The following is a 20,712-nucleotide window of genomic DNA, read 5'->3' as shown; positions in this document are numbered from 1 at the left end:
TAATGAATTAGATTAATTTCGATAGATTTTCAATAACATCTAATTAGATTTAGGATTTTTCATGCCAAAGTATTTTAGCCTTACTTTAAGGTAATCAGAGTATCTATTTCTTCTTTTAATCGATATTATCCCCGTTTTGTTTATATCTACTTCATAACATTCATCAAAAAAAGAAGAGGCTCTTAATAAATAACATTTATCGCTACCATCGATTGAAAAACAAATTTTAGAGTCAGAGTCTACAGGTAAATTTACTTCTATCACATCATTTAAACCTAAACTATATTCTTGCTGATCTAAAATAATATTTACATTCGATTTATGTTGCTTTCTTTTTTCTCTATAAAAAATTACTTTAGCCAACTCAACTTCTCCTTCATATCTTTTATTATAATGTCTTAAATTATAATCTTCTATTATATTGAAAATACTCTCGGCATCATGTTTGTAATTTTCCTTCTTAAAAGTGCTTAGCGACAACGAATCACTTGAAATAATTGATTCAAAATTCTTTTTTTTCTCCTTCTTTTTTGGAAGAATAGAACCAATAAACCAAACATGTCTGAGAACATCATCCTTTTCAATATACATAGAAGTATATTTAATACCTTCATTTTTTACTTGACCTCCACCAATAGCGTTTGGAGGTAGCCTAGACCAAAGGGGAGAATAAACTTTTAAATGACCTTCTTTTAACCTCACGAAATACTGATAACTATTACCCATTAGAGTATCAGTAGAGCGTTTTAAATAATAGAATTCATTACTATTACTCAAATAATATCCTTTAACTTCTTTAGCAGGAATCTTTAGTTTATTCTTAGATCCATTAATCTTTAACACTACAGTATCTTTACGAATATTTTTATTAACAAACTCAATTTGTTCACCACTCTGCCTTACCAAATATTCCTTCTGAGAATAGGCATAATTAAAGGAAATAATGACTATCAACAACAATCTATATTTACTTATAGCTTGTTCAAAAGTGGTTTTTTTTATCATTTCCTAACTTTCTACTTAGATATGCAAAGCTCTATCATCAGTAGCAGCTAAAGCTGCTTCTTTAATAGCTTCTGTAAAAGTTGGATGTGCATGAGATATACGTGATACATCTTCCGCAGAAGCACGATATTCCATAGCTACAACAGCTTCTGCAATCATATCAGCAGCACGAGCGCCAACCATGTGTACACCTAAAATCTCGTCAGTTGACTTATCTGCAAGAATTTTTACAAATCCATCTAAATCCATACTAGCTCTACTACGTCCTAAAGCACGCATTGGGAATTGACCAACTTTATACTCTACTCCAGCTTCTTTTAAATCTTCTTCGGTTTTACCGACTGCAGCAACTTCAGGCCATGTATAAACCACGCCTGGAATTAAATTATAATCGATATGTGGTTTTTGTCCTGCAATAGTTTCAGCAACAAACACACCTTCTTCTTCAGCTTTATGTGCAAGCATTGCGCCTTTAATAACATCGCCAATTGCATAAATGTTTGAAGCGCTTGTTTGTAAATGGTCATTCACTTCCACTTGTCCTCTATCATTTAGCTTTACTCCAGCTGCTTCAGCATTCAATCCATCTGTATATGGACGGCGACCTACAGATACTAAACAGTAATCTCCTCTAAACTCGACTTCTTCTCCTTTTTTATTATCTGCCTTTACAATTACTTCATCTCCTACTCTTTCAACAGATTTTACTTTGTGAGAGGCATTTATCTTAAATTTTTGCTTCTTAAGTACTTTATTTAACTCTCTAGATAATCCAGAATCCATAGTCGGAATAATCCTATCCATATACTCAATCACTGATACTTCAGCTCCTAAACGCTTATACACTTGACCAAGCTCTAAGCCGATAACTCCTCCACCAATCACAATCATGTGCTTAGGAATTTCTTTTAATTTTAAAGCTTCAGTAGAAGTAAAAACTCGTTCTTTATCTAATTTAATAAATGGTAACGTTGATGGCTTGCTTCCTGTAGCAATTATGGTGTTTTTAGCTTCAATTTCAATAGTTTCTTTTCCTGAAATAGTGATGTGAGTGGCATCTTTAAAACTTCCAAAACCTTCGTAAACATCGATTTTATTTTTTTTCATTAAAAAATCAATACCTCCTGTAGTTTGGTCTACAACAGCCTGTTTACGAGCTATCATTTTTTCTAAATTAACTTTGATATCACCAGGTATTTCTATTCCATGTTCTTCAAAATGTTTAACAGCATCTTCATAATGATGTGAAGAATCTAAAAGAGCTTTACTTGGTATACAACCAACATTTAAACAAGTACCTCCAAGCGTTGAATATTTTTCAATAATTGCAGTTTTCATTCCTAGTTGTGCACAACGAATTGCTGCTACATAACCTCCAGGTCCAGAACCAATAATGGCTACATCGTATGAGTTCATAAAGTTTGTTTTCTTTCAATTAAAAATCGAATACAAAAGTACAAACATATCCATTAATAGCAATAAATATTGCTAGCCGATTTTTGTCTTTATATTTGAGTAAATAGCAAAGAGAATTATTCTTCTATAACTGTAAAAGTTGAAGATAAAGAAACTGGTTCGCCTCGCTCTGTAAATCCTTCAACTCTAATTTCAAATTCACCAGTATTATCAGATGTATAAAACGTAAAATTATTAGTATTACCGCTTAATTTTACTCTAGCATTCCAATAGAGTTGCCTTCTATAATCAGGTATTTTATTTTTTAGTGTAAGTAAACTTCCCTTATACGACACATTTTTATAGTGCTTGATTTTCTCTAAATCATATAACTCAAACTTGTTTAGTACATAGTCTCCAACTTTTCTACTAAAATCGTTATTAATGGTTTGAAATACTATAACACCATTAAAAATATCTGATCCCAAAAAGTATTTATCTTTAATTATTTTTATTGTCTTTATACTTTTAGCATTATAATTAACTAAGAGATTTGCGTTCTTAACAATTATTCCATCTATAACCAGCAAAGGTGGTATGCTTTTATCAAAAGAACCTTTATTGTTTAATATTGCAAATTGAAAATCATCGTTAGAAACTTCATAAATTTGAGCTTGATTGATTATTTCGATAAAAGTTTCGCTCATATCTGAAAATCTATTATAATCGTCTAAATCATAAACTAAATCATAGGATTTATCGAATGGTAAATATGGCTTTTTTTTAATAATAGAATCTGTTTTAGTAAATAAATAAGCATTATCTATTTGATTTAAAATGCTTCTTTCTAAAATTTTTGGTACTTCGCTTTCAAATATTCTGAATTCTTCAAAATTCACCTCCTTGAAATCTATTTTAAACAAAGGTTCTAATTCAATATTATAATTATCGGTGTTTTCATCAAATACTTTAGCATATAATTCATTACTATTATAATACTGATTCACATTTAAGCTAAATCTACCTTCGCTGTCTGTTTTTATAATATTTATCAAGCCTCCACTTGGTATTGAGAGTGCGATTTTTTTATTTACTACTTCTTGTGTACCACTTTTAAGAGTTCCTCTTACAATTTCTCCTCTAATTTCTGGAAAAACCTTAATTTTTTCCTTAGAAACAGTCTTGTACTCAACATTATTTGCTTGTTCTTCTCTAAAAGTTTTTATTGATTGTAAAGATGGTGATTTTATGTTGTTGATTTTATGAACTGAAATTGAAATATCACTATCTAATTTTTCATCAGAAACAACACTAAATGGAACTTCATCTCTAACTCTATATACTCTTTTCTGTAGTTTTAATTCGAAGTTTTCTGTTGAATTAGGTCTAAACTCACCTTTAGGTTTGATGTTTAGAGAATCATTTTTTATAGTTGCTTCGTTTATTGATTTGTAAGGATTTATAATTTTTAAATCAGCATCAAAAAATTTGTTTTCTTGATTATTACTCATCCATGCAGTATAACCAATTAGTTTATAATTCCCAGAAATAATATCACTTGGCAATAAAAAATCTCCTAATCCTTGTCCATTATTAAGTCTTATTTTATGCTTAAAGACTGTTTGTTTATTCTTATCTATTAACTCTATATAGCCTACTTTACTAATATTAGAAAGCTTGTTCGAAAAATTGTTTAGACTATAAAATTTGTAATATAATGTTTCACCTGAGAATAGTAATGTTGAATTGTAATGTACATAAACACTTTCGGTTGGGAAATCCTTTTTTAATGGCGACATTTCTGTATTAGTTTGTGCACTCAAACAAATAGCGAGTAAAGCAAAACTAGTAACTAATATTATTTTTTTAAATTTCATAGTGCTATTATTCTATCCAAAAAATTGGAACTTCGGCAGATCCTTCTCTGGTACAATCTCCACAATTAGGTTGGGTTATTACGTATGGACCTTCTCCTTCTCCTTGTTGATTATTATCTTCAACATATTTATAGCCTGAATCTTCTAAAAAGGGTAATAAACCACACCCTCTTTCTTCAGTAACTGGTGGTGTTATTAAAACGCATTCTTTTTCAGGTTTGTTTTCTTCAGGGAAAATGTCTTCAAAATCAAAGAACACTCTGTTAGTTACTACTGAAGAAACTTCAAAATAACCAATAACATTTTCGTTAGAATTAGTTTTAGAAAACATGTTCCCTTGCACAAACCCTGTTTGTAATTGTGAAAACACATTTCCTTCTTGAATGCTTTTATTTATTTTTTCATAATACGCATAAGCGTTTCTAGACTGGACATATTGCTTTACCAGAATGCTATACCTATGCGCAATAATTGTGTTAGTTATTGGCACAAACCTAACGCTAAAATCTCCAACCCTATCTTCAGATAAGTTAATGGTGTTAGTTTGTATGATAGCATTTGAAGTAACCGTGTTATAGCAAGTTCTTTGTTCTGTTTGCTTTGGAACTAAAGTAAAGGGACTACCGCAGCCAAATCCACTTGGAACTATATCGTATGGACTCCAATTTGGTGCTATAATCTTATATGTTTCTTCGTATTCATATCTGTAATAATTGGAGCTGCTAGTCTCGTCAAAACTATTTACTAAAATATCGACACCAACAATACCATCGTCATTTACGCGTCTAATAGGATTAACACTTACAGGTTTTTTACCTGAAACTAGATTTACCTCTTCAGAGTAGTATTCTCTGCCATTACTTGTTACTACATTCAATGAGTAATTCCTTCCTGGAATTACTGCAAATGGATTTTGAGAAATATATTTTCCAAATTCTGTTTCAGAAAACACATATTGATTCCCAATATCATCTTTCACTATTACTTGGGCATTAGTTTCAGGAGAAACATAATGTTCATCAATTGGCGTTGTATTAGTTATATATACTACCTGTTGCTTAATCTCGTCTGTTATAACTGTATTGATAATTATTAGCTTTTCAAAATTCTCAGATTCATATTCAAAAGGTTCAACACAACTACTCAAAAGAACAGTTATTATAAGAATTAATCCCGTTATATGGCGTTTATATAATTTCATAAAACTTATGTTTAAAATTTTAAGTTGTAAGTAATTGTTGGAATAGGAATGGAAAAAATTGAGGCTTGTTTAGCACTAATTTCACCATCTTCATTCACAAAAAACACAGAATAAGGGTTGTTTCTTCCTAAAACATTATACACAGAAATATTCCAAAAACTATGCGCTAATTTTTTTATTTTATGGTTTCCTTCAACATTAAAGCTTAAATCCAATCTGTAATAATCTGGTATTCTAAATTTATTACGGTCACTATAAACAACAATTTCTTGTCCGTTTTGGTAATAGCTTCCAATTGGGTAAGTTACTGGGCGACCTGTTTGGTAAACAAAATTCATTGATGCACTAAATCGTTTAGTAAATTTAAAATTTGACACCAAACTAAAATCGTGTGGTTTATCGAAGTTTGCTGGAAAATATCGTCCTTTATTTATGACCTCTTCTGGAAAAGGGCTGTCTAATTTAATTAATGACTGCGAGTATGTGTAACCAATCCAACCATTTAAATTGCCTTCACTTTTTTTTAATAAAAGCTCTAAACCATACGATTTTCCTTTACCTTGCAAAACTTCGGTTTCTAAAGTGGTGTTTAGCAATAATTCTGCTCCAACTTTATAGTCAAGTACATTGTTGGTGGTTTTATAGTAACCCTCTAGGCTTAGCTCATATAAATTATCATTAAAGTTCGTAAATAACCCCAATGAATATTGTTGAGATTTTTGAGGTTTAATATTTAAATCGGATAATTTCCATGTATCTATTGGAGATGCTGTTGTGTTATTGGATAATGTATGAATAAATTGGTACATGTTGCTATAACTTGCCTTTAAGGAAACATCTGGCGTTATAAAATATCTTGCTGATACTCTTGCCTCCGGTCCACCATAAGTTTTTACTGTTTCATTATTGCTGTAGTACAAAGTATCCTTAATTGTTGCTGTAGACTTGGGCTCGTCTTTTAAATATGTTCGTTGTGAAATTTCTCCTAAAAAAGCGTAATTAACATATCTTATTCCTGCATTTATTGCTAAATCTTCTGTTACATTATATTTTGCAGAAATAAACGCAGCACTTTCTATAGCTTTTTCTTTCGGTATCGTGGTAGTCTTTATTATAGAAGTGTTTCCTGTAGGTTTTTTTTCTCCAGGATTAATATTATATAGTTTTCCAGCCAAACCGTAATCAAAACTTAAATCTTTATTATATAAGTACTTTACTTTTAACTTTAACTCTGTTTCATTTAAGTTATAGCCTAAATTAAAGTCATTAATTGCTTCTCCATCATATAGAATATTAAAAGAATAATTACTATTTGTTAGTTGCAAACTCCCTGTGCTTTTCTTATTAATTTTGCTATCCCATTTAAGTGAAACTAATCTGTTTTTGTAACTAAATAACGAATCCGATGAAATACTAAAGTCATCTTTACTATAATAGCCTGTTACACTTAAATCGTTTTTCTCATTTATTTCATGGTCATACTTAGCTATAAAATCATAAAACGATGCACTACTTTTACTAATTTCTTTGTCGTCTAATAATTTTAATATCCAATTTGAATAAGCGCCTCTTCCACCAACCAATAATGACCCTTTTTCTTTAACTATTGGTATTTCTAATGAGATATTACTAGTTACAGGTCCAACTGATGCTTCACCTGTAATTTTTGATTTATCTGCTTTTTTTGTTTTTAAATCAAACACAGAGGATAGTCTACCACCAAATTCTGCAGGAATATTTCCTTTATATATATTTACTTCACCGATACTAAATGGATTTAGTGCAGAAAAGAGCCCGAAAAAATGGCTTGGGTTATAAACAACAGCACCATCTAATAGTATTAAGTTTTGGTCTTCTTTTCCACCTCTCACATTATAACCAGAAGATCCCTCACCTGCCTTTGAGATTCCAGGTAAAGTAGTGGCAACTTTTAAAACATCTCGTTCTCCCAAAACTAAAGGAATTGTCTTAATTTTTTTAACATCTAGTTTTGTTAATCCAGATATAATCCCTCTTGTGTTTTCATCTACATCTGCATCAATCACAACTTCATCTAATTCTTCTAAATCTTCAAATAATTCGAAATCTAAATTTCCGTCATTATAAATAAGAAGTCTTTTTTGTATTTTTTGAAAACCTAAAGATGTTATTTCTAAAATATGCTCTCCTAAAGGAAGTTCAATACTATACAAACCATTACTGTTGGTTGTAGCTCCAGTATTAGTATTAACTACGCGTAAACTGACATTAGAAAGATTAGTGCCTGTTCCAAAATCTATTACTCGTCCTTTTAAAGTAAATATTTTTTTGGTTGATGTCTTATTTGCCCTACCAACTCTAACCGTTTCAATTTGGGTTGAATTATTCGATTTTTTTTCGTCAAAAAAAACTGGAACATCATCTGAATTATCTAAGGTTTCAGTTTTGATTTTAGAAGATTTCTTGCTTTTGTTAAAACCCTCTGGTAATGAATTGTATACTACAATATTCCCTGTTAGAATTATTCTTTTATCATTAGTAATATAAAAATTAGAATTAGTTGCTTTAAGGATTTCACCTACAATGTATGCAACAGTTTTATTGTTATGGCTTCCAGTAATCTTTTGATTTTCTAACCACTTTTTGTGAAAATAAAATTTATAAGAAGTTAGCTTTTCAATTTGATTAAAAACCTCTTCAATTGTTTCATTATCATAAGTTATAGATATTGTTTCTGTATTAGATTGAGCTTGGGAGCCAAAAACAAAAAAGTAAAATAACATGGGAAGTAAAAATCTCTTCATCTAAAATAATTAGTTTGGCAATAAATTTTCAATCTGTTTAAAAACATTTTCCATTTCCTTTTTTCTCCATGCCGATTGCACTTCTTTATCTTTATTAAACATATTTTTTATTTCTCTTTTAATATTTGGAAACAAGTCGTATAAGTCATTCTTTGATTCAATAGTTGAATAATTTGTTCCATATTCAATTACAAAAACATCCTTAGCTTTAACAAATTCATGTCTTACTGTACTTTTTCCTGTGTTGGTTTTAGCTACTGTATATTTTTTATGCTTTTTATATAACTTAAACTTACTATATACTTTTATTAACTCAAAAAAACCATTATTATCATTAAATTTTAATCTGTCAAAATGGGTGTTCAGCAAACTAAAACTCTTAACTTCATTATCCATGAGTTGAATAATAGATGTTCTTTTTCCTTCATTAAATTTTATAATGACTTTATCTTCAAAAATATTATACATCATTAACACATTATAATAGTTCTGATCTAGATAGTTTATACTTCCAGAAACAAAATAAGGTGACTTATAATATTTATGCGAATCTTTATAAGCCAATAAGGTTTCAACAACCTCGACTCCATTTATTAAATTACTACTCGTAACATCGTTTTCTGTATCAAACCATACTAAAAGTTCCTTTTCTAAATCACTTGTTTGAGCATTAGAAGTAACACTTTGAAAAACAGAAAGAATAAAAACAAAAAATAGTTTCCTCATTAAAATTTAATTAACAGCTAAATATAGTATATAACATTAGAAAAATCTTACAAAACTTAAAATATTAAGCAGGTTCAATACTGCCAATTAGTTTTCTAGTGATGTTTCAATGAAGTGCAATGTAGAAACTATACTAGAATAATTAATATTTATCAACAATTATTTTATAAGTCAAAAGTTATTGTATATTGTAGAACTATGATTTTTATTAAAAGTCAACACTTTAATAAACATCAGTTAAATTTTTAAAACATTACAAACATGGGGAGACCAGCAACAAAGCCTTTAGATTTAAGAGACGGATTTTATATTGAAATAAGAAACAGAGGATCTAAAACTGGTATAAAAATACGAAGAGACAACGAAAAGCAAATGGAATTTGCCATTAAAGAGTACGAGAAATCGAAAGATGTTATTGTTCTTGGCGAATATAAAAATGGCAAACTTTTAAATAAAGTAGGTTAGCACAACCCTACAATATGGAGTTGCTTTTTGCTCAACTCTTATCTATTTCTAAATATTCTTTAATTTTTTAGACTTCACTTTACTCTTTATTGCATAATACATTAAAAGGTAGAGATGACTTTTTATTGTCATATTTGAACACTTTTTTAAGTAGGAAAACCTAACATATCTCCCATCCCTACAGTAAACAACCAAGAACCGTAAATTGCATGCTCAATACTAACCAAAATTGTCGATTTTGTTTTGGAATAAGTAAATGCAAAAAGCAACCCTCCAAAAAATGTGAGTATTAAAACTAAGGTGTTTCTAAAGAAAATGTGTCCGAGTGAGAATACAATAGCATTGATAAATATAAAAAGTACTTTATTACTAATTAGCGCTTTATATCTCTTAAAGAAAAAAGTTCTATAAATCAATTCTTGCGGGTACACCGAAAACAAACTATATACTATTAGGATTACAACCCAAAGCTTTGGTTTTGCAATCACCACATTGAAAAGCGATTCTTTGTCGGTAATAAACACATAAAGACTTGTAACTACTGCTATTACCATGAGCTTTATGAAAACTCTTTTAAAAAATGACTTCCAATTTAAATTTGGAGCAATATCAAAACTAAGTTTTTCTACTTTTACAAGCAATACTATAATATAGATAAAGCCAAATAACCCAAGAATTAACTTCACCCAAACATTGAAATCAAGTGCAAAAGCAATAGGGATAATTATAAAAATTAAAAAGAACTCTGAAAGCTTAAAGAAAGCTGATGACATGCAGTTATAAATTTATTGATGTAGTATGCTTTACCTCATTAATCATAAAAGCACTGTGTGTACTCCCAATATGGTCTATTGTAGTAAGCTTTTTTACCATAAACTCTCTGTATGCTTCCATATCTTCAACAAGAATTTTTAGTAAATAGTCATAATCACCGCTTATGTGGTAACATTCAACTACTTCATTTAATTTAGCAACTTCTCGTTCAAATTTAACAACATAGTCTTTTGTGTGCTGTACCAATTTTATACTACAAAAAACAACAAAAGATTTATTAATCTTCTCTTTGTTTACTAAAGCCACATACTTTTCAATAACACCAGCTTTTTCTAGTTTTTTTATGCGTTCGTAAACTGCTGTTACAGAAAGCATTAACTTGTTTGATAGTTCTTTATTTGTTTGCTTACTATCTCTTTGCAAGAGCTCCAATAGATTGTTGTCAATAGCATCAAATTTCATAATCGATAATTTTTTCAGTATAAGTTACCATATTACTAAAAACAATTAAAATTATTCAATTTTATCGATGTAATGCAGTTTTATTTTCTAAACTACATAATATCTGTTGATTATTATTCTTATTTAGAAGAACTTTGTAAAGTACAACGTTAAAAACCGATACAATGTCTTTTAAGCCAGCAAATAACATTCAAGATTTACAATACTTTGGAGAATTTGGAGGTGTAAACCCTTCTATTTCAGATTCATCTACCTATACATTCTTATCTGCAAAAACCATGTTCGATACCTTTGAAGGGAATGCAGATGGCTGCTATTTATACTCGCGTCATTCCTCACCTTCAAATTTATACTTAGGTGAAGCACTCGCTGCTATGGAAGGTACTGAAACAGCTACTGTAACTGCTTCTGGAATGGGTGCTATAACACCTGTAATCATGCAACTTTGTAGCTCTGGGGATCATGTAATATCAAGTAGAACTATTTATGGTGGTACTTATGCCTTTTTAAAGAATTTTACTCCAAGGTTTAATATTGAAACCTCATTTGTAGATATTACTAAATTAGACATTGTTGAAGCATCGATCACTAAAAACACAAAGGTTATTTATTGTGAGTCTGTTAGTAATCCTTTGCTGGAGGTCGCTGATATAAAAGGGTTAGCAGACATTGCAAAAAGACATAATTTAAAATTAGTTATAGATAATACTTTTTCACCACTATCTATTTCACCAGCAAAATTGGGCGCAGATGTTGTGGTACATAGTTTGACAAAATTCATCAATGGCTCTTCTGACACTGTTGCTGGTGTTATTTGTGGAACTCAAGAGTTTATTGATGACTTACGAAATGTAAATAATGGTGCTTGCATGCTCCTAGGCTCTACTATGGATAGTTTACGATCTGCATCTGTACTAAAAAACTTAAGAACACTTCACATTAGAATGCAACAACATAGTTTAAATGCTGCCTTTTTAGCCGAAAAATTTGAGAAAGATGGCTTAAAAACAGTCTATCCTGGTTTAAAATCGCATCCTTCTCACAGTTTATTTAAATCGATGATGTATGATAAATACGGCTTTGGAGGTATGCTAACCATTGATGTTGGCTCTATTGATAAAGCTAACGAACTTATGGAGTTAATGCAAGAAAAAAACCTTGGGTATTTAGCTGTTAGTCTAGGATTTTATAAAACATTGTTTTCTGCACCTGGAAGTTCAACATCCTCTGAAATTCCAGACGAAGAACGAGAAGCAATGGGATTAAGCGATGGATTAATTAGATTCTCAATTGGTTTGGATGCTGATATTGAGCGTACATATAATATGATGAAAGATTGTATGATAAAATTAGATGTTTTAAAACCTTGATACATTAATTCTTAGATTAAAGTGATTATGACAGAAATTGTTGGATTTGGAATCTTAGCCTTCACTTCGTTTTTTACATTAATAAATCCATTTGGAACAATGCCTATTTTTATGACTATGACTGCTGATTTAGATCAAAGTCATAGGACTAAAACCGCAAAAAAAGCTTCTATTGTTTCATTTGTCACAATAATAATATTTGCCTTTTCTGGCCAAGTCTTATTTAATTTCTTTGGTATATCTGTTAACAGTTTTAGAATTGTTGGGGGTGTTATCTTTTTTTTAATGGGTATGGATATGTTACAAGCCAGATTAGGAAAAGTAAAACTAAAAGAGGCTGAAATAAAAACATACGTAAACGATATTTCAGTGACACCTCTTGCCATACCAATGATTTGTGGACCAGGTGCTTTAACTAATGCGATTGTTATGATGGAAGATGCCAATTCCATTGAAAAAAAAGCAGTATTAATCTTTGCAGTACTAATTGTAATCCTCCTAACTTATATCATTCTTTACAGTTCATCACGAATTATAAAAATTTTAGGAGAAACTGGAATTAATGTAATGATGAGATTAATGGGACTCATAGTTATGGTTATAGCTGTCGAGTTCTTTTTTAGTGGACTAAAACCAATTATAATTGATATAATTAGTTAACACCTTTAATACGTTCCCAGAAATATGAAAAATCTTCACTAGATGGTGGTTTACCATCAAATGGTAATATATTCCAACGCTCACCTTCTTTTTTCATAGTAAAACTAAAAATGGCATTGTTAGGGTCATCCTTATCAAATGATGGGTAACGTAAGTCATTATATCTCAATATGCCTTCTTTCTTTTCAATAAGGTTGTAATAACCGTTACTAAACCATGCTAAAGTCTTTATATCTTTATTGTCAACTGGTGCTAGATGATGGTTTTTCGGTAACTTATTCCAAGTTTCAACTTTTGAAGATAAATCAAACAAGGAATAAAAACCTACATAATAATCAGTTTCGGTTTCAGCAACACCATACCAAAGAATATTATTAAAAATTGAAGGTTGAGTTTGAAATCGTAAATAAGAAATACCTTCAGATTGTAATGATTTTTTATAAATAGATGTGATATAAATTTTATTCACAAGAGTAAACAACATATATGCAGAACTTATTCCCAAACCAAATTTCAACCACAATCTACGTTTATAGGTGCTTCTTTTAAAAAACATCAACACAATCATACAAATAAGAAAAGGGACAGTGTACATTGGGTCAGCAACCGAAATATTGTTAATCGCTACTCGATAATTTGAAAAAGGCGTAAACAACTGCGTACCATAGGGTGTAAAACTATCTAAAATAGGATGCGTGAACAATGACAAAAAGAATAACCAAATCCAGTTATTTCGAATTGTAGTGCCTTTGCGCTTTCCTCTATTATAGAGTCTGTAAGTTATCCATCCAAAAATAAAGGCACCTATAACAGTAAACAAAATGGAATGCATAAACCCTCTATGAAAGGCCATAATATCAATTTCGTTATTATAAATCCAACGACCAACAAACACATCTAAATCTGGAATAGTTCCACCAATAGCACCAAAGAGCAGCGCTTTGTTACCAATTTTTTTACCTAGAGCAGCTTCTCCACAAGCAGCACCTAAAACTATTTGAGTAAGTGAATCCATAAAAGTTCAACAAATGTACATAACAAAATCGATTTGGAAACCTCTTGACAAAATCGTAACATTACAAAGCAAAAAACTAACGAAACATTTATGGAAAGCAAAGATATTAAACCCAGAGTACCTCAAGATGAACACATAGTTGAAAATGTAGAATTAAATATTTGGGAAGCTCTAATTCCTGTTTTTGCATTAGTTGGAATGTTAGCATATAACATCTATGTTTTTGGTGATGATGCATTAAGTGGAAGTAATCAGTTTATTCTTCTAATGGGAGCTGCAGCTGCAGCTATTGTTGGTTTTTATAATAAAGTGTCCTATAAACAAATGCTTAGTGAAGTAGCCGAAAATGTTAAATCTACTACAGGAGCTTTATTAATTCTTCTTATGGTTGGTGCATTAGCAGGCACTTGGATGATTAGTGGTGTAATTCCAACCATGATTTATTATGGATTACAAATTCTTAATCCAACCATATTTTTAGCAGCATGCGTTATTATTTGCGCAATAATTTCAATAGCAACAGGAAGCAGCTGGACAACCTCTGCAACAGTAGGTATTGCACTTGTAGGAATTGGGGAAACATTAGGCATTTCAATGGGAATGACAGCTGGTGCTGTATTATCAGGAGCGTATTTTGGTGATAAAATGTCTCCGTTAAGCGATACTACAAATCTTGCGCCTGCTATGGCAGGAGGTGAATTATTTGATCACATTAGATATATGTCTTTAACAACAATACCAACCATAGTTATTACTTTAATAATTTTTATAATCATTGGGTTAAATTTAGATATTACTGGTACACCACAAATTCAAGATAAATTAGGTGCCATAGACGGTGCTTTTAACATAAGTCCTTGGCTATTTTTGGTTCCAGTTCTAGTTATTGTAATGATTGTTAAAAAAACACCTCCACTTATAGCTTTGCTACTAGGCGCCCTTTTTGGTGGTGCAGCAGCTTTAATTGCACAACCAGATATAGTTGCCAAAATTGCAGGAGCAGATAGTTTGACATTTCAATCTGCCTATAAAGGTATTATGAATGCTATGACAGTAGATACAGCTGTAGAAACCTCAAGTGCAGAATTAAACGACTTGTTTACAGCTGGAGGAATGGCAGGAATGTTAGGGACTATTTGGTTGATTATTTGTGCTATGGTTTTTGGTGGTGTAATGGATGCTATTGGAGCATTAGCTAGAATAACGAATTCTCTTTTAAGCTTAGCAACTACAACTTTTGGTTTATTTGCAAGTACAGTAGCAAGTTGCTTAGCTCTAAACGTTACTGCATCTGACCAATATTTAGCATTGGTGGTTCCTGGAAAAATGTTTAAAAAAGCATATGAAGACAAAGGTCTAGCTCCTGAAAATTTAAGTAGAACACTAGAAGATTCAGGAACAGTAACCTCAGTATTAGTGCCTTGGAATACTTGTGGCGCTTACCACTCTAAAGTACTCTTTGGATATGCAGGTGCAACAGCATATATACCTTATGCATTTTTTAGTATTTTAAGTCCGTTTATGACCTTGTTGTTTGCTGCATTCTCAATAAAAATAAAGCAGCTTAAAACCAAATCAGTATAACTTATTGGTTCATAAAAAATTTAAATTGCAAAGCCATTTTTGGCATATACTGTTGTGTATATTTGTCATCAAAATTTAAATAAACTTAAACAATAAAAAATGGCAGTATTAGTAGGGCAAAAAGCTCCAAAATTTAACGCACAAGCAGTAATAAATGGCTGTGAGTTTGCTGAAAACTTTTCATTAGATCAATATTTAGGAAAGAAACATGTAGTTCTTTTCTTTTATCCGAAAGACTTTACGTTTGTATGCCCAACAGAATTGCATGCATTTCAAAGTAGATTAGCAGACTTTGAAGCACGTGATGTTGCTGTAGTTGGTGTTTCAACCGATACTGAGCAATCACATTTTGGTTGGTTACAAATGGATAAAGGCCAAGGTGGTATTAAAGGTGTAACATATCCTTTAGTTGCAGACACTAACAAAACAATTTCTGCTAACTACGATGTATTGGCTGGTGAAACCTATTACGACGAAAACGATATGTTACAATCTGAAGGTGAATTAATCGCTTACAGAGGATTATTCTTAATTGACAAAGAAGGAGTTGTTCGTCATCAATTAGTTAACGATTTGCCACTTGGAAGAAATGTTGACGAAGCTTTACGTATGGTAGATGCATTACAATTTTTTGAAGAAAATGGTGAAGTATGTCCAGCTAACTGGAGTAAAGGTTCTGAAGGTATGAAAGCTGATCATAAATCAACTGCTGAATTTTTAGAAAAGCATGTTAACTAAGGTTAATTAATAAGTATATAAGCAAAAAGCCACTTCAAATGAAGTGGCTTTTTTATTGAAAATTATTTTTATTAACTATTTAAGGGTTTTAAAAAATGACTAAATTCTTTCTCCAAAGCATAATCATAAGCTGTTTTTCCTTCAAAGTCTTTAATAGATTTATTTGCGCCAGCATTTAATAATAAGTTAACAATATTCTCCTTATCATAAAGTGTTGCAAATATTAATGGTGTGGATCCATTATTGTTAGTTGCATTAATATCTGCCCCTTTCTCAATTAATAAATTAACTATAGTTGCATTACCCTTAAAACACACTCCAATTAAAGCTGTATTTCCTGAATTGTCTTTTGCATTAATATCAGCATTCTTCTCAATTAAAAAGTTAGTGATTTCTTCATTTTCAAAATACGTAGCAAAAATAAGTGGTGTGAAACCACGTGAATCACGAGTATTAACTAATCCAGGATTAATTCCCAATAAAGCCTCAAGTCTATATTTATCACCTATTCTAATAGATTCAAAAAAAAGATCAATATCTCTCGTCATATATCTTTGTTTACAAAGGGATAAGATTATGCTTCCCATCCCTTAATTTTATAGTAATGTAGGCTCTTATTTTAAATCAAAACGATCTAAATTCATCACTTTTGTCCAAGCTGTAACAAAATCTTTTACGAATTTGCCCTGACCATCGTTAGCGCCATAAACTTCGCAAACAGCTCTTAACTCCGTATTAGAACCAAAAATTAAATCTGCTCTAGTTGCGGTAAATTTTACCTTACCAGTTCTACGATCTTTACTTTCAAAAAATCTATCATCTTGAGAAGTGGCACTCCAAGTATACGTGAAATCCAATATATTAGTAAAGAAATCATTTGTAAGACTTCCTACCTTATTTGTAAACACACCATAGCTAGAACCATCATAATTAGCACCTAACCCGCGTAAACCACCAATTAAGGCTGTCATTTCAGGAATAGAAAGCGTTAGCAGGTTCGCACGATCCACCAACAAATCTTCTGCTGCTACTTGTAAATCAGATTTTATGTAGTTTCTAAATCCATCTGCTATAGGTTCTAAATAACTAAACGATTCTAAGTCTGTTTGCTCTTGAGTTGCATCTCCTCTACCTTGAGCAAATGGCACAGTAACATTGTATCCAGCATTTCTAGCAGCTTCTTCAATTGCAGCTGTACCAGCTAAAACAATTAAGTCAGCCATAGAAATTGTTCCACTAAATTCATTTTTAACACCTTCTAATGCATTTAAAACTTTGTCTAATTCAACAGGATTATTTACTTCCCAACTTTTTTGCGGTTCTAAGCGAATGCGCCCACCATTAGCTCCACCTCGCATATCAGAACCTCTAAAGGTCGAAGCAGAAGCCCAAGCTGTTCTTACTAATTCAGAAATAGATAAGCCTGAGTCCAATACCATTTTTTTAAGAGACTCAATATCTGAAGCACTTAGTGTATAATCTACTTTTGGTACAGGATCTTGCCACAATAATTCTTCTTTTGGAACTTCAGGGCCTAAATAACGATCGATTGGCCCCATATCTCTATGGGTTAATTTGTACCATGCTCTTGCAAAAGCATCTTCAAAAGCTTTATGGTCTTTATGGAATTTCTTAGAAATCTCTAAATATGTTGGATCCATTTTTAAAGCCATATCTGCTGTTGACATCATCAAAGCTTGCTTCCCATTAGGATCACCAGCTTTTGGTGCCATTCTAGCATGTGACTGAGCAGTTGGTGTCCATTGATGTGCTCCTGCAGGGCTTTTGGTTAATTCCCATTCATAATTTAATAGAACATCAAAATAATCATGATCCCATTTAATAGGATTTGGAGTCCATGGACCTTCTAAACCACTGGTAATCGTATCATCCAATACTCCTGTTCCAAATGAATTTTTCCAACCTGTACTCATCTCTTCAATTGAAGCTCCATGAGGCTCAGTGCCAACATATTTATCAGGATCTGCAGCACCGTGAGCTTTCCCAAAGGTATGACCTCCAGCTACTAAAGCGACTGTTTCTTCATCATTCATTGCCATACGACCGAAAGTAATTTTAATATCATGTGCTGATTTTAACGGATCTGGATTTCCGTTAGGCCCTTCAGGGTTTACATAAATTAATCCCATGTGTACAGCTCCTAAATGTCCTTCCAAATCACCATCACTTGTATCATATCGATCATCATTATCTAACCATCCTGTCTCAGAACCCCAATAAACATCTTGTTCTGGTTCCCAAACATCAACGCGACCTCCAGCAAAACCAAATGTTTTAAAACCCATAGACTCTAATGCACAATTACCTGCAAGAATCATTAAATCTGCCCAAGAAATTTTATTGCCATATTTCTTTTTAACTGGCCATAATAATAAACGAGCCTTATCTAAGTTTCCATTGTCTGGCCAACTATTTAAAGGAGCGAAGCGCTGATTTCCTGTATTAGCACCTCCTCTACCATCACCAACACGGTAAGTTCCAGCACTATGCCATGCCATACGAATCATTAATGGTCCATAATGTCCATAATCTGCTGGCCACCAATCTTGAGAATCTGTCATTAAATCAACTACATCTTTCTTTAGTTCAGCAAAATTCACGCTACTAAATGCTTTAGCATAATCAAAATCATCACCTAATGGATTAGACTTAGATGCATGCTGACGCAAAATATTTAATTTTAATTCATTAGGCCACCAATCACGGTTACTAGTTCCGCCACCAGCACTGTTTTTTTGAGTTCCACTAAGGAAGGGACAATCGTTAATGTCTCCACTCATCTTATTGTTTTCCATTGTTAAAGTTTTTAAATTAAATTCTAATTCCATAAAGTTAAAGAATACTCTTCATGTTTACACATAAAAGCCTTTTTAATATGCTATATTAAAATCAATAAAATTTATAATACAAAAAGAGTTATGATTAAGGTTATCTGATTAAATAGTTTTAATTTTATTAATTAATTTAAATATTAATTTATGGCACATATTACTTTGGGTGGGAACCCTATAGAGACTTCTGGAAATTTACCAGAAATTGGATCAAAAGCTCAAAACTTTAATTTGGTAGCAATTGATCTTTCAACAAAAACTTTAGATGATTTTAGCGATTCAAATTTGTTGCTAAACATTTTTCCAAGTGTAGACACTGGTGTTTGTTCAGCGTCTGTAAGAGCATTTAATAAAATAGCTTCGGAAATTGAAAACACTAAGGTTTTATGCATTTCCAGAGACTTGCCGTTTAGACAAGAGCAGTTTTGTGCTGCTGAAGGTTTAGAAAACGTCATAATGCTTTCAGACTTTAAAAATGGAGAATTTGGTAATACTTATGGATTACTCATGACAAACGGTATTTTTGATGGATTACTTTCCAGGTGCATTATTATTATCAATACTGAAGGTAAAATAGCTTATACACAGCAAGTTCCAGAAATTGGTCAAGAACCAAATTATGAGGAAGCGCTTGAAGCTATAGAGTCTATATAACTGCTCCAAATTAATTATAAAATAAAAAAGCCTCTTCAAATGAAGAGGCTTTTCCGCTATCAATCAACCAACCACCACTATTTCGGTAAAACTACCGAATCAATTACGTGAATTACACCATTAGTTTGGTCCAAATCTGCAGCAGTAACTTTAGCTTTATTTCCATTTTCATCAGCAATATAGACTGAACCGTCCATAATCATTGCAGATATTTTTCCGCCTTGCACTGTTGGAATAACTGCTTTTCCTTTTCCTTTTTTGATTAAAGCAATAACATCTTTTGCACTAAATTTCCCTGCTACTACATGGTAGGTCAATACACCTTGTAGTGTAGCTAAATTTTCTTTTTTAAGTAAATTATCTACTGTTCCGGTTGGTAATTTTGCAAATGCTGCGTTAGTTGGAGCAAATACCGTAAAAGGCTCCTCCCCAGATAGAATACCAACAAGATTTGCAGCCTTAACAGCAGCCACTAATGTTGTGTGATCTTTAGATGCAATTGCAGTTTCAACAATGTTTTTGTCTTGAGCAAGCATATTTCCTCCAATTAATAAAGAAAAAGCAATAGCAATAGTTTTAAATAAATTTTTCGTTTTCATAACAGTTTTTTGTTTATAGCTATTTTGTTTAACAAATTTATGTATTAATTAAACATAATAGAAAATATTTATAATAACTTTAACTAAAATCAATTATTAAAATGGATAAGAGAATACTTAAGAAACCATTATATTAGTACTTTAGATAAAATTTAATCATTGACAGAATATCATAATATGACCAAAAAGTCATCGTTTTTTAATGAAAGAATAAAAAGTATTGGCTACGCTACGCGAGGAGCATCTCTATTAATAACTACGGAAGCTAGTATTAAAGTCCAATTAGTGATTGGCATAATAATGACATTTGCTGGGTTTTACTTTCAAATATCGACTAGCGAATGGCTAATACAAATTCTAGCAATTGGATTAGTAATGAGTATTGAAGGCATAAATACAGCCATAGAGGCCATTGCAGATTTTATCCATCCTGAAAAGCATGAGAAAATAGGGTATATAAAAGACATAGCCGCAGGAGCTGTCTTTATTGCTTCTATTGCTGCAGTTATTGCTGGTTTAATAATATATTTACCAAAGATGACTTAAATACTA

19 protein-coding genes are annotated in these 20,712 nt (G+C 31.5%); 7 read left to right on the top strand and 12 right to left on the bottom strand.

Annotated elements, in window-relative coordinates; all coding sequences use genetic code 11:
* Positions 1-39: 39 nt before the first annotated feature.
* The 6 genes from HB672_RS09430 to HB672_RS09405 form a co-directional block, all read right to left on the bottom strand.
* Positions 40-1,005, bottom strand: a complete 966-nt coding sequence (locus HB672_RS09430) for a hypothetical protein (protein WP_167611477.1) — start codon at positions 1,003-1,005, stop codon at positions 40-42.
* Between the two features lie 15 nt (positions 1,006-1,020).
* Positions 1,021-2,421: a dihydrolipoyl dehydrogenase gene (gene lpdA / locus HB672_RS09425; protein WP_167611474.1), complete on the bottom strand. Its 1,401-nt coding sequence runs from the start codon at positions 2,419-2,421 to the stop codon at positions 1,021-1,023.
* A 116-nt stretch (positions 2,422-2,537) separates the two neighbouring features.
* Positions 2,538-4,277, bottom strand: a complete 1,740-nt coding sequence (locus HB672_RS09420; RefSeq protein ID WP_167611471.1) for a hypothetical protein — start codon at positions 4,275-4,277, stop codon at positions 2,538-2,540.
* Between the two features lie 7 nt (positions 4,278-4,284).
* On the bottom strand, positions 4,285-5,478 hold the full coding sequence (locus HB672_RS09415; RefSeq protein WP_167611468.1) for a DUF4249 domain-containing protein: 1,194 nt from the start codon (positions 5,476-5,478) through the stop codon (positions 4,285-4,287).
* Between the two features lie 11 nt (positions 5,479-5,489).
* Positions 5,490-8,261, bottom strand: a complete 2,772-nt coding sequence (locus tag HB672_RS09410) for a TonB-dependent receptor (RefSeq protein ID WP_167611465.1) — start codon at positions 8,259-8,261, stop codon at positions 5,490-5,492.
* A 9-nt stretch (positions 8,262-8,270) separates the two neighbouring features.
* Positions 8,271-8,987 carry a hypothetical protein gene (locus HB672_RS09405; protein ID WP_167611462.1) on the bottom strand — a complete coding sequence of 239 codons (717 nt, stop codon included), beginning with the start codon at positions 8,985-8,987 and terminating at the stop codon, positions 8,271-8,273.
* A 261-nt stretch (positions 8,988-9,248) separates the two neighbouring features.
* On the opposite strand from HB672_RS09405, the gene HB672_RS09400 reads away from it, so the two are divergent.
* A complete protein-coding gene (locus HB672_RS09400; RefSeq protein ID WP_167611459.1) occupies positions 9,249-9,452 on the top strand; it encodes a hypothetical protein in 204 nt (67 codons plus the stop codon).
* Between the two features lie 146 nt (positions 9,453-9,598).
* Here HB672_RS09400 and HB672_RS09395 read toward each other — a convergent pair whose 3' ends face one another.
* Together HB672_RS09395 and HB672_RS09390 are read right to left on the bottom strand one after the other, a co-directional pair.
* On the bottom strand, positions 9,599-10,225 hold the full coding sequence (locus HB672_RS09395) for a CPBP family intramembrane glutamic endopeptidase (RefSeq protein ID WP_167611456.1): 627 nt from the start codon (positions 10,223-10,225) through the stop codon (positions 9,599-9,601).
* Positions 10,226-10,229: 4 nt separating this feature from the next.
* Positions 10,230-10,688, bottom strand: coding sequence for an Lrp/AsnC family transcriptional regulator (locus HB672_RS09390; protein ID WP_167611453.1), 459 nt, complete (start codon positions 10,686-10,688; stop codon positions 10,230-10,232).
* A 164-nt stretch (positions 10,689-10,852) separates the two neighbouring features.
* Here HB672_RS09390 and HB672_RS09385 point away from each other — a divergent pair, with 164 nt between their 5' ends.
* Both HB672_RS09385 and HB672_RS09380 read left to right on the top strand, forming a co-directional pair.
* On the top strand, positions 10,853-12,058 hold the full coding sequence (locus HB672_RS09385) for an aminotransferase class I/II-fold pyridoxal phosphate-dependent enzyme (RefSeq protein WP_167611450.1): 1,206 nt from the start codon (positions 10,853-10,855) through the stop codon (positions 12,056-12,058).
* A 27-nt stretch (positions 12,059-12,085) separates the two neighbouring features.
* Positions 12,086-12,718: a MarC family protein gene (locus HB672_RS09380; RefSeq protein WP_167611446.1), complete on the top strand. Its 633-nt coding sequence runs from the start codon at positions 12,086-12,088 to the stop codon at positions 12,716-12,718.
* Here the strand turns inward: HB672_RS09380 and HB672_RS09375 are convergent.
* On the bottom strand, positions 12,711-13,733 hold the full coding sequence (locus HB672_RS09375) for a metal-dependent hydrolase (RefSeq protein WP_167611442.1): 1,023 nt from the start codon (positions 13,731-13,733) through the stop codon (positions 12,711-12,713). The genes HB672_RS09380 and HB672_RS09375 overlap by 8 nt on opposite strands.
* Positions 13,734-13,823: 90 nt before the next feature.
* On the opposite strand from HB672_RS09375, the gene nhaC reads away from it, so the two are divergent.
* On the top strand, positions 13,824-15,317 hold the full coding sequence (nhaC, locus tag HB672_RS09370; protein WP_167611439.1) for a Na+/H+ antiporter NhaC: 1,494 nt from the start codon (positions 13,824-13,826) through the stop codon (positions 15,315-15,317).
* A gap of 99 nt (positions 15,318-15,416) precedes the next feature.
* On the top strand, positions 15,417-16,055 hold the full coding sequence (locus HB672_RS09365; RefSeq protein ID WP_167611436.1) for a peroxiredoxin: 639 nt from the start codon (positions 15,417-15,419) through the stop codon (positions 16,053-16,055).
* A gap of 71 nt (positions 16,056-16,126) precedes the next feature.
* Here HB672_RS09365 and HB672_RS09360 read toward each other — a convergent pair whose 3' ends face one another.
* Together HB672_RS09360 and katG are read right to left on the bottom strand one after the other, a co-directional pair.
* Positions 16,127-16,603, bottom strand: a complete 477-nt coding sequence (locus tag HB672_RS09360) for an ankyrin repeat domain-containing protein (protein WP_167611433.1) — start codon at positions 16,601-16,603, stop codon at positions 16,127-16,129.
* A 66-nt stretch (positions 16,604-16,669) separates the two neighbouring features.
* Positions 16,670-18,871 (bottom strand): catalase/peroxidase HPI, encoded by a 2,202-nt coding sequence (gene katG, locus HB672_RS09355; protein ID WP_167611430.1) that lies wholly within the window; start codon positions 18,869-18,871, stop codon positions 16,670-16,672.
* A 183-nt stretch (positions 18,872-19,054) separates the two neighbouring features.
* Here katG and tpx point away from each other — a divergent pair, with 183 nt between their 5' ends.
* Positions 19,055-19,561 carry a thiol peroxidase gene (tpx, locus tag HB672_RS09350; RefSeq protein WP_167611427.1) on the top strand — a complete coding sequence of 169 codons (507 nt, stop codon included), beginning with the start codon at positions 19,055-19,057 and terminating at the stop codon, positions 19,559-19,561.
* A 77-nt stretch (positions 19,562-19,638) separates the two neighbouring features.
* Here tpx and HB672_RS09345 read toward each other — a convergent pair whose 3' ends face one another.
* A complete protein-coding gene (locus tag HB672_RS09345) occupies positions 19,639-20,160 on the bottom strand; it encodes a fasciclin domain-containing protein (RefSeq protein WP_167611424.1) in 522 nt (173 codons plus the stop codon).
* 177 nt (positions 20,161-20,337) lie between these two features.
* Between HB672_RS09345 and HB672_RS09340 the strand changes: the two genes are divergently transcribed.
* A complete protein-coding gene (locus HB672_RS09340; RefSeq protein WP_167769579.1) occupies positions 20,338-20,706 on the top strand; it encodes a diacylglycerol kinase family protein in 369 nt (122 codons plus the stop codon).
* The last annotated feature ends 6 nt before the right edge of the window (positions 20,707-20,712 follow it).

Source organism: Gaetbulibacter sp. S0825 (genome assembly GCF_011777505.1).
In the GTDB taxonomy this organism is placed as follows: domain Bacteria; phylum Bacteroidota; class Bacteroidia; order Flavobacteriales; family Flavobacteriaceae; genus Pontimicrobium.
Note: the sequence above shows the minus strand (reverse complement) of the source record. Positions and strands in the feature narration are given on the sequence as shown.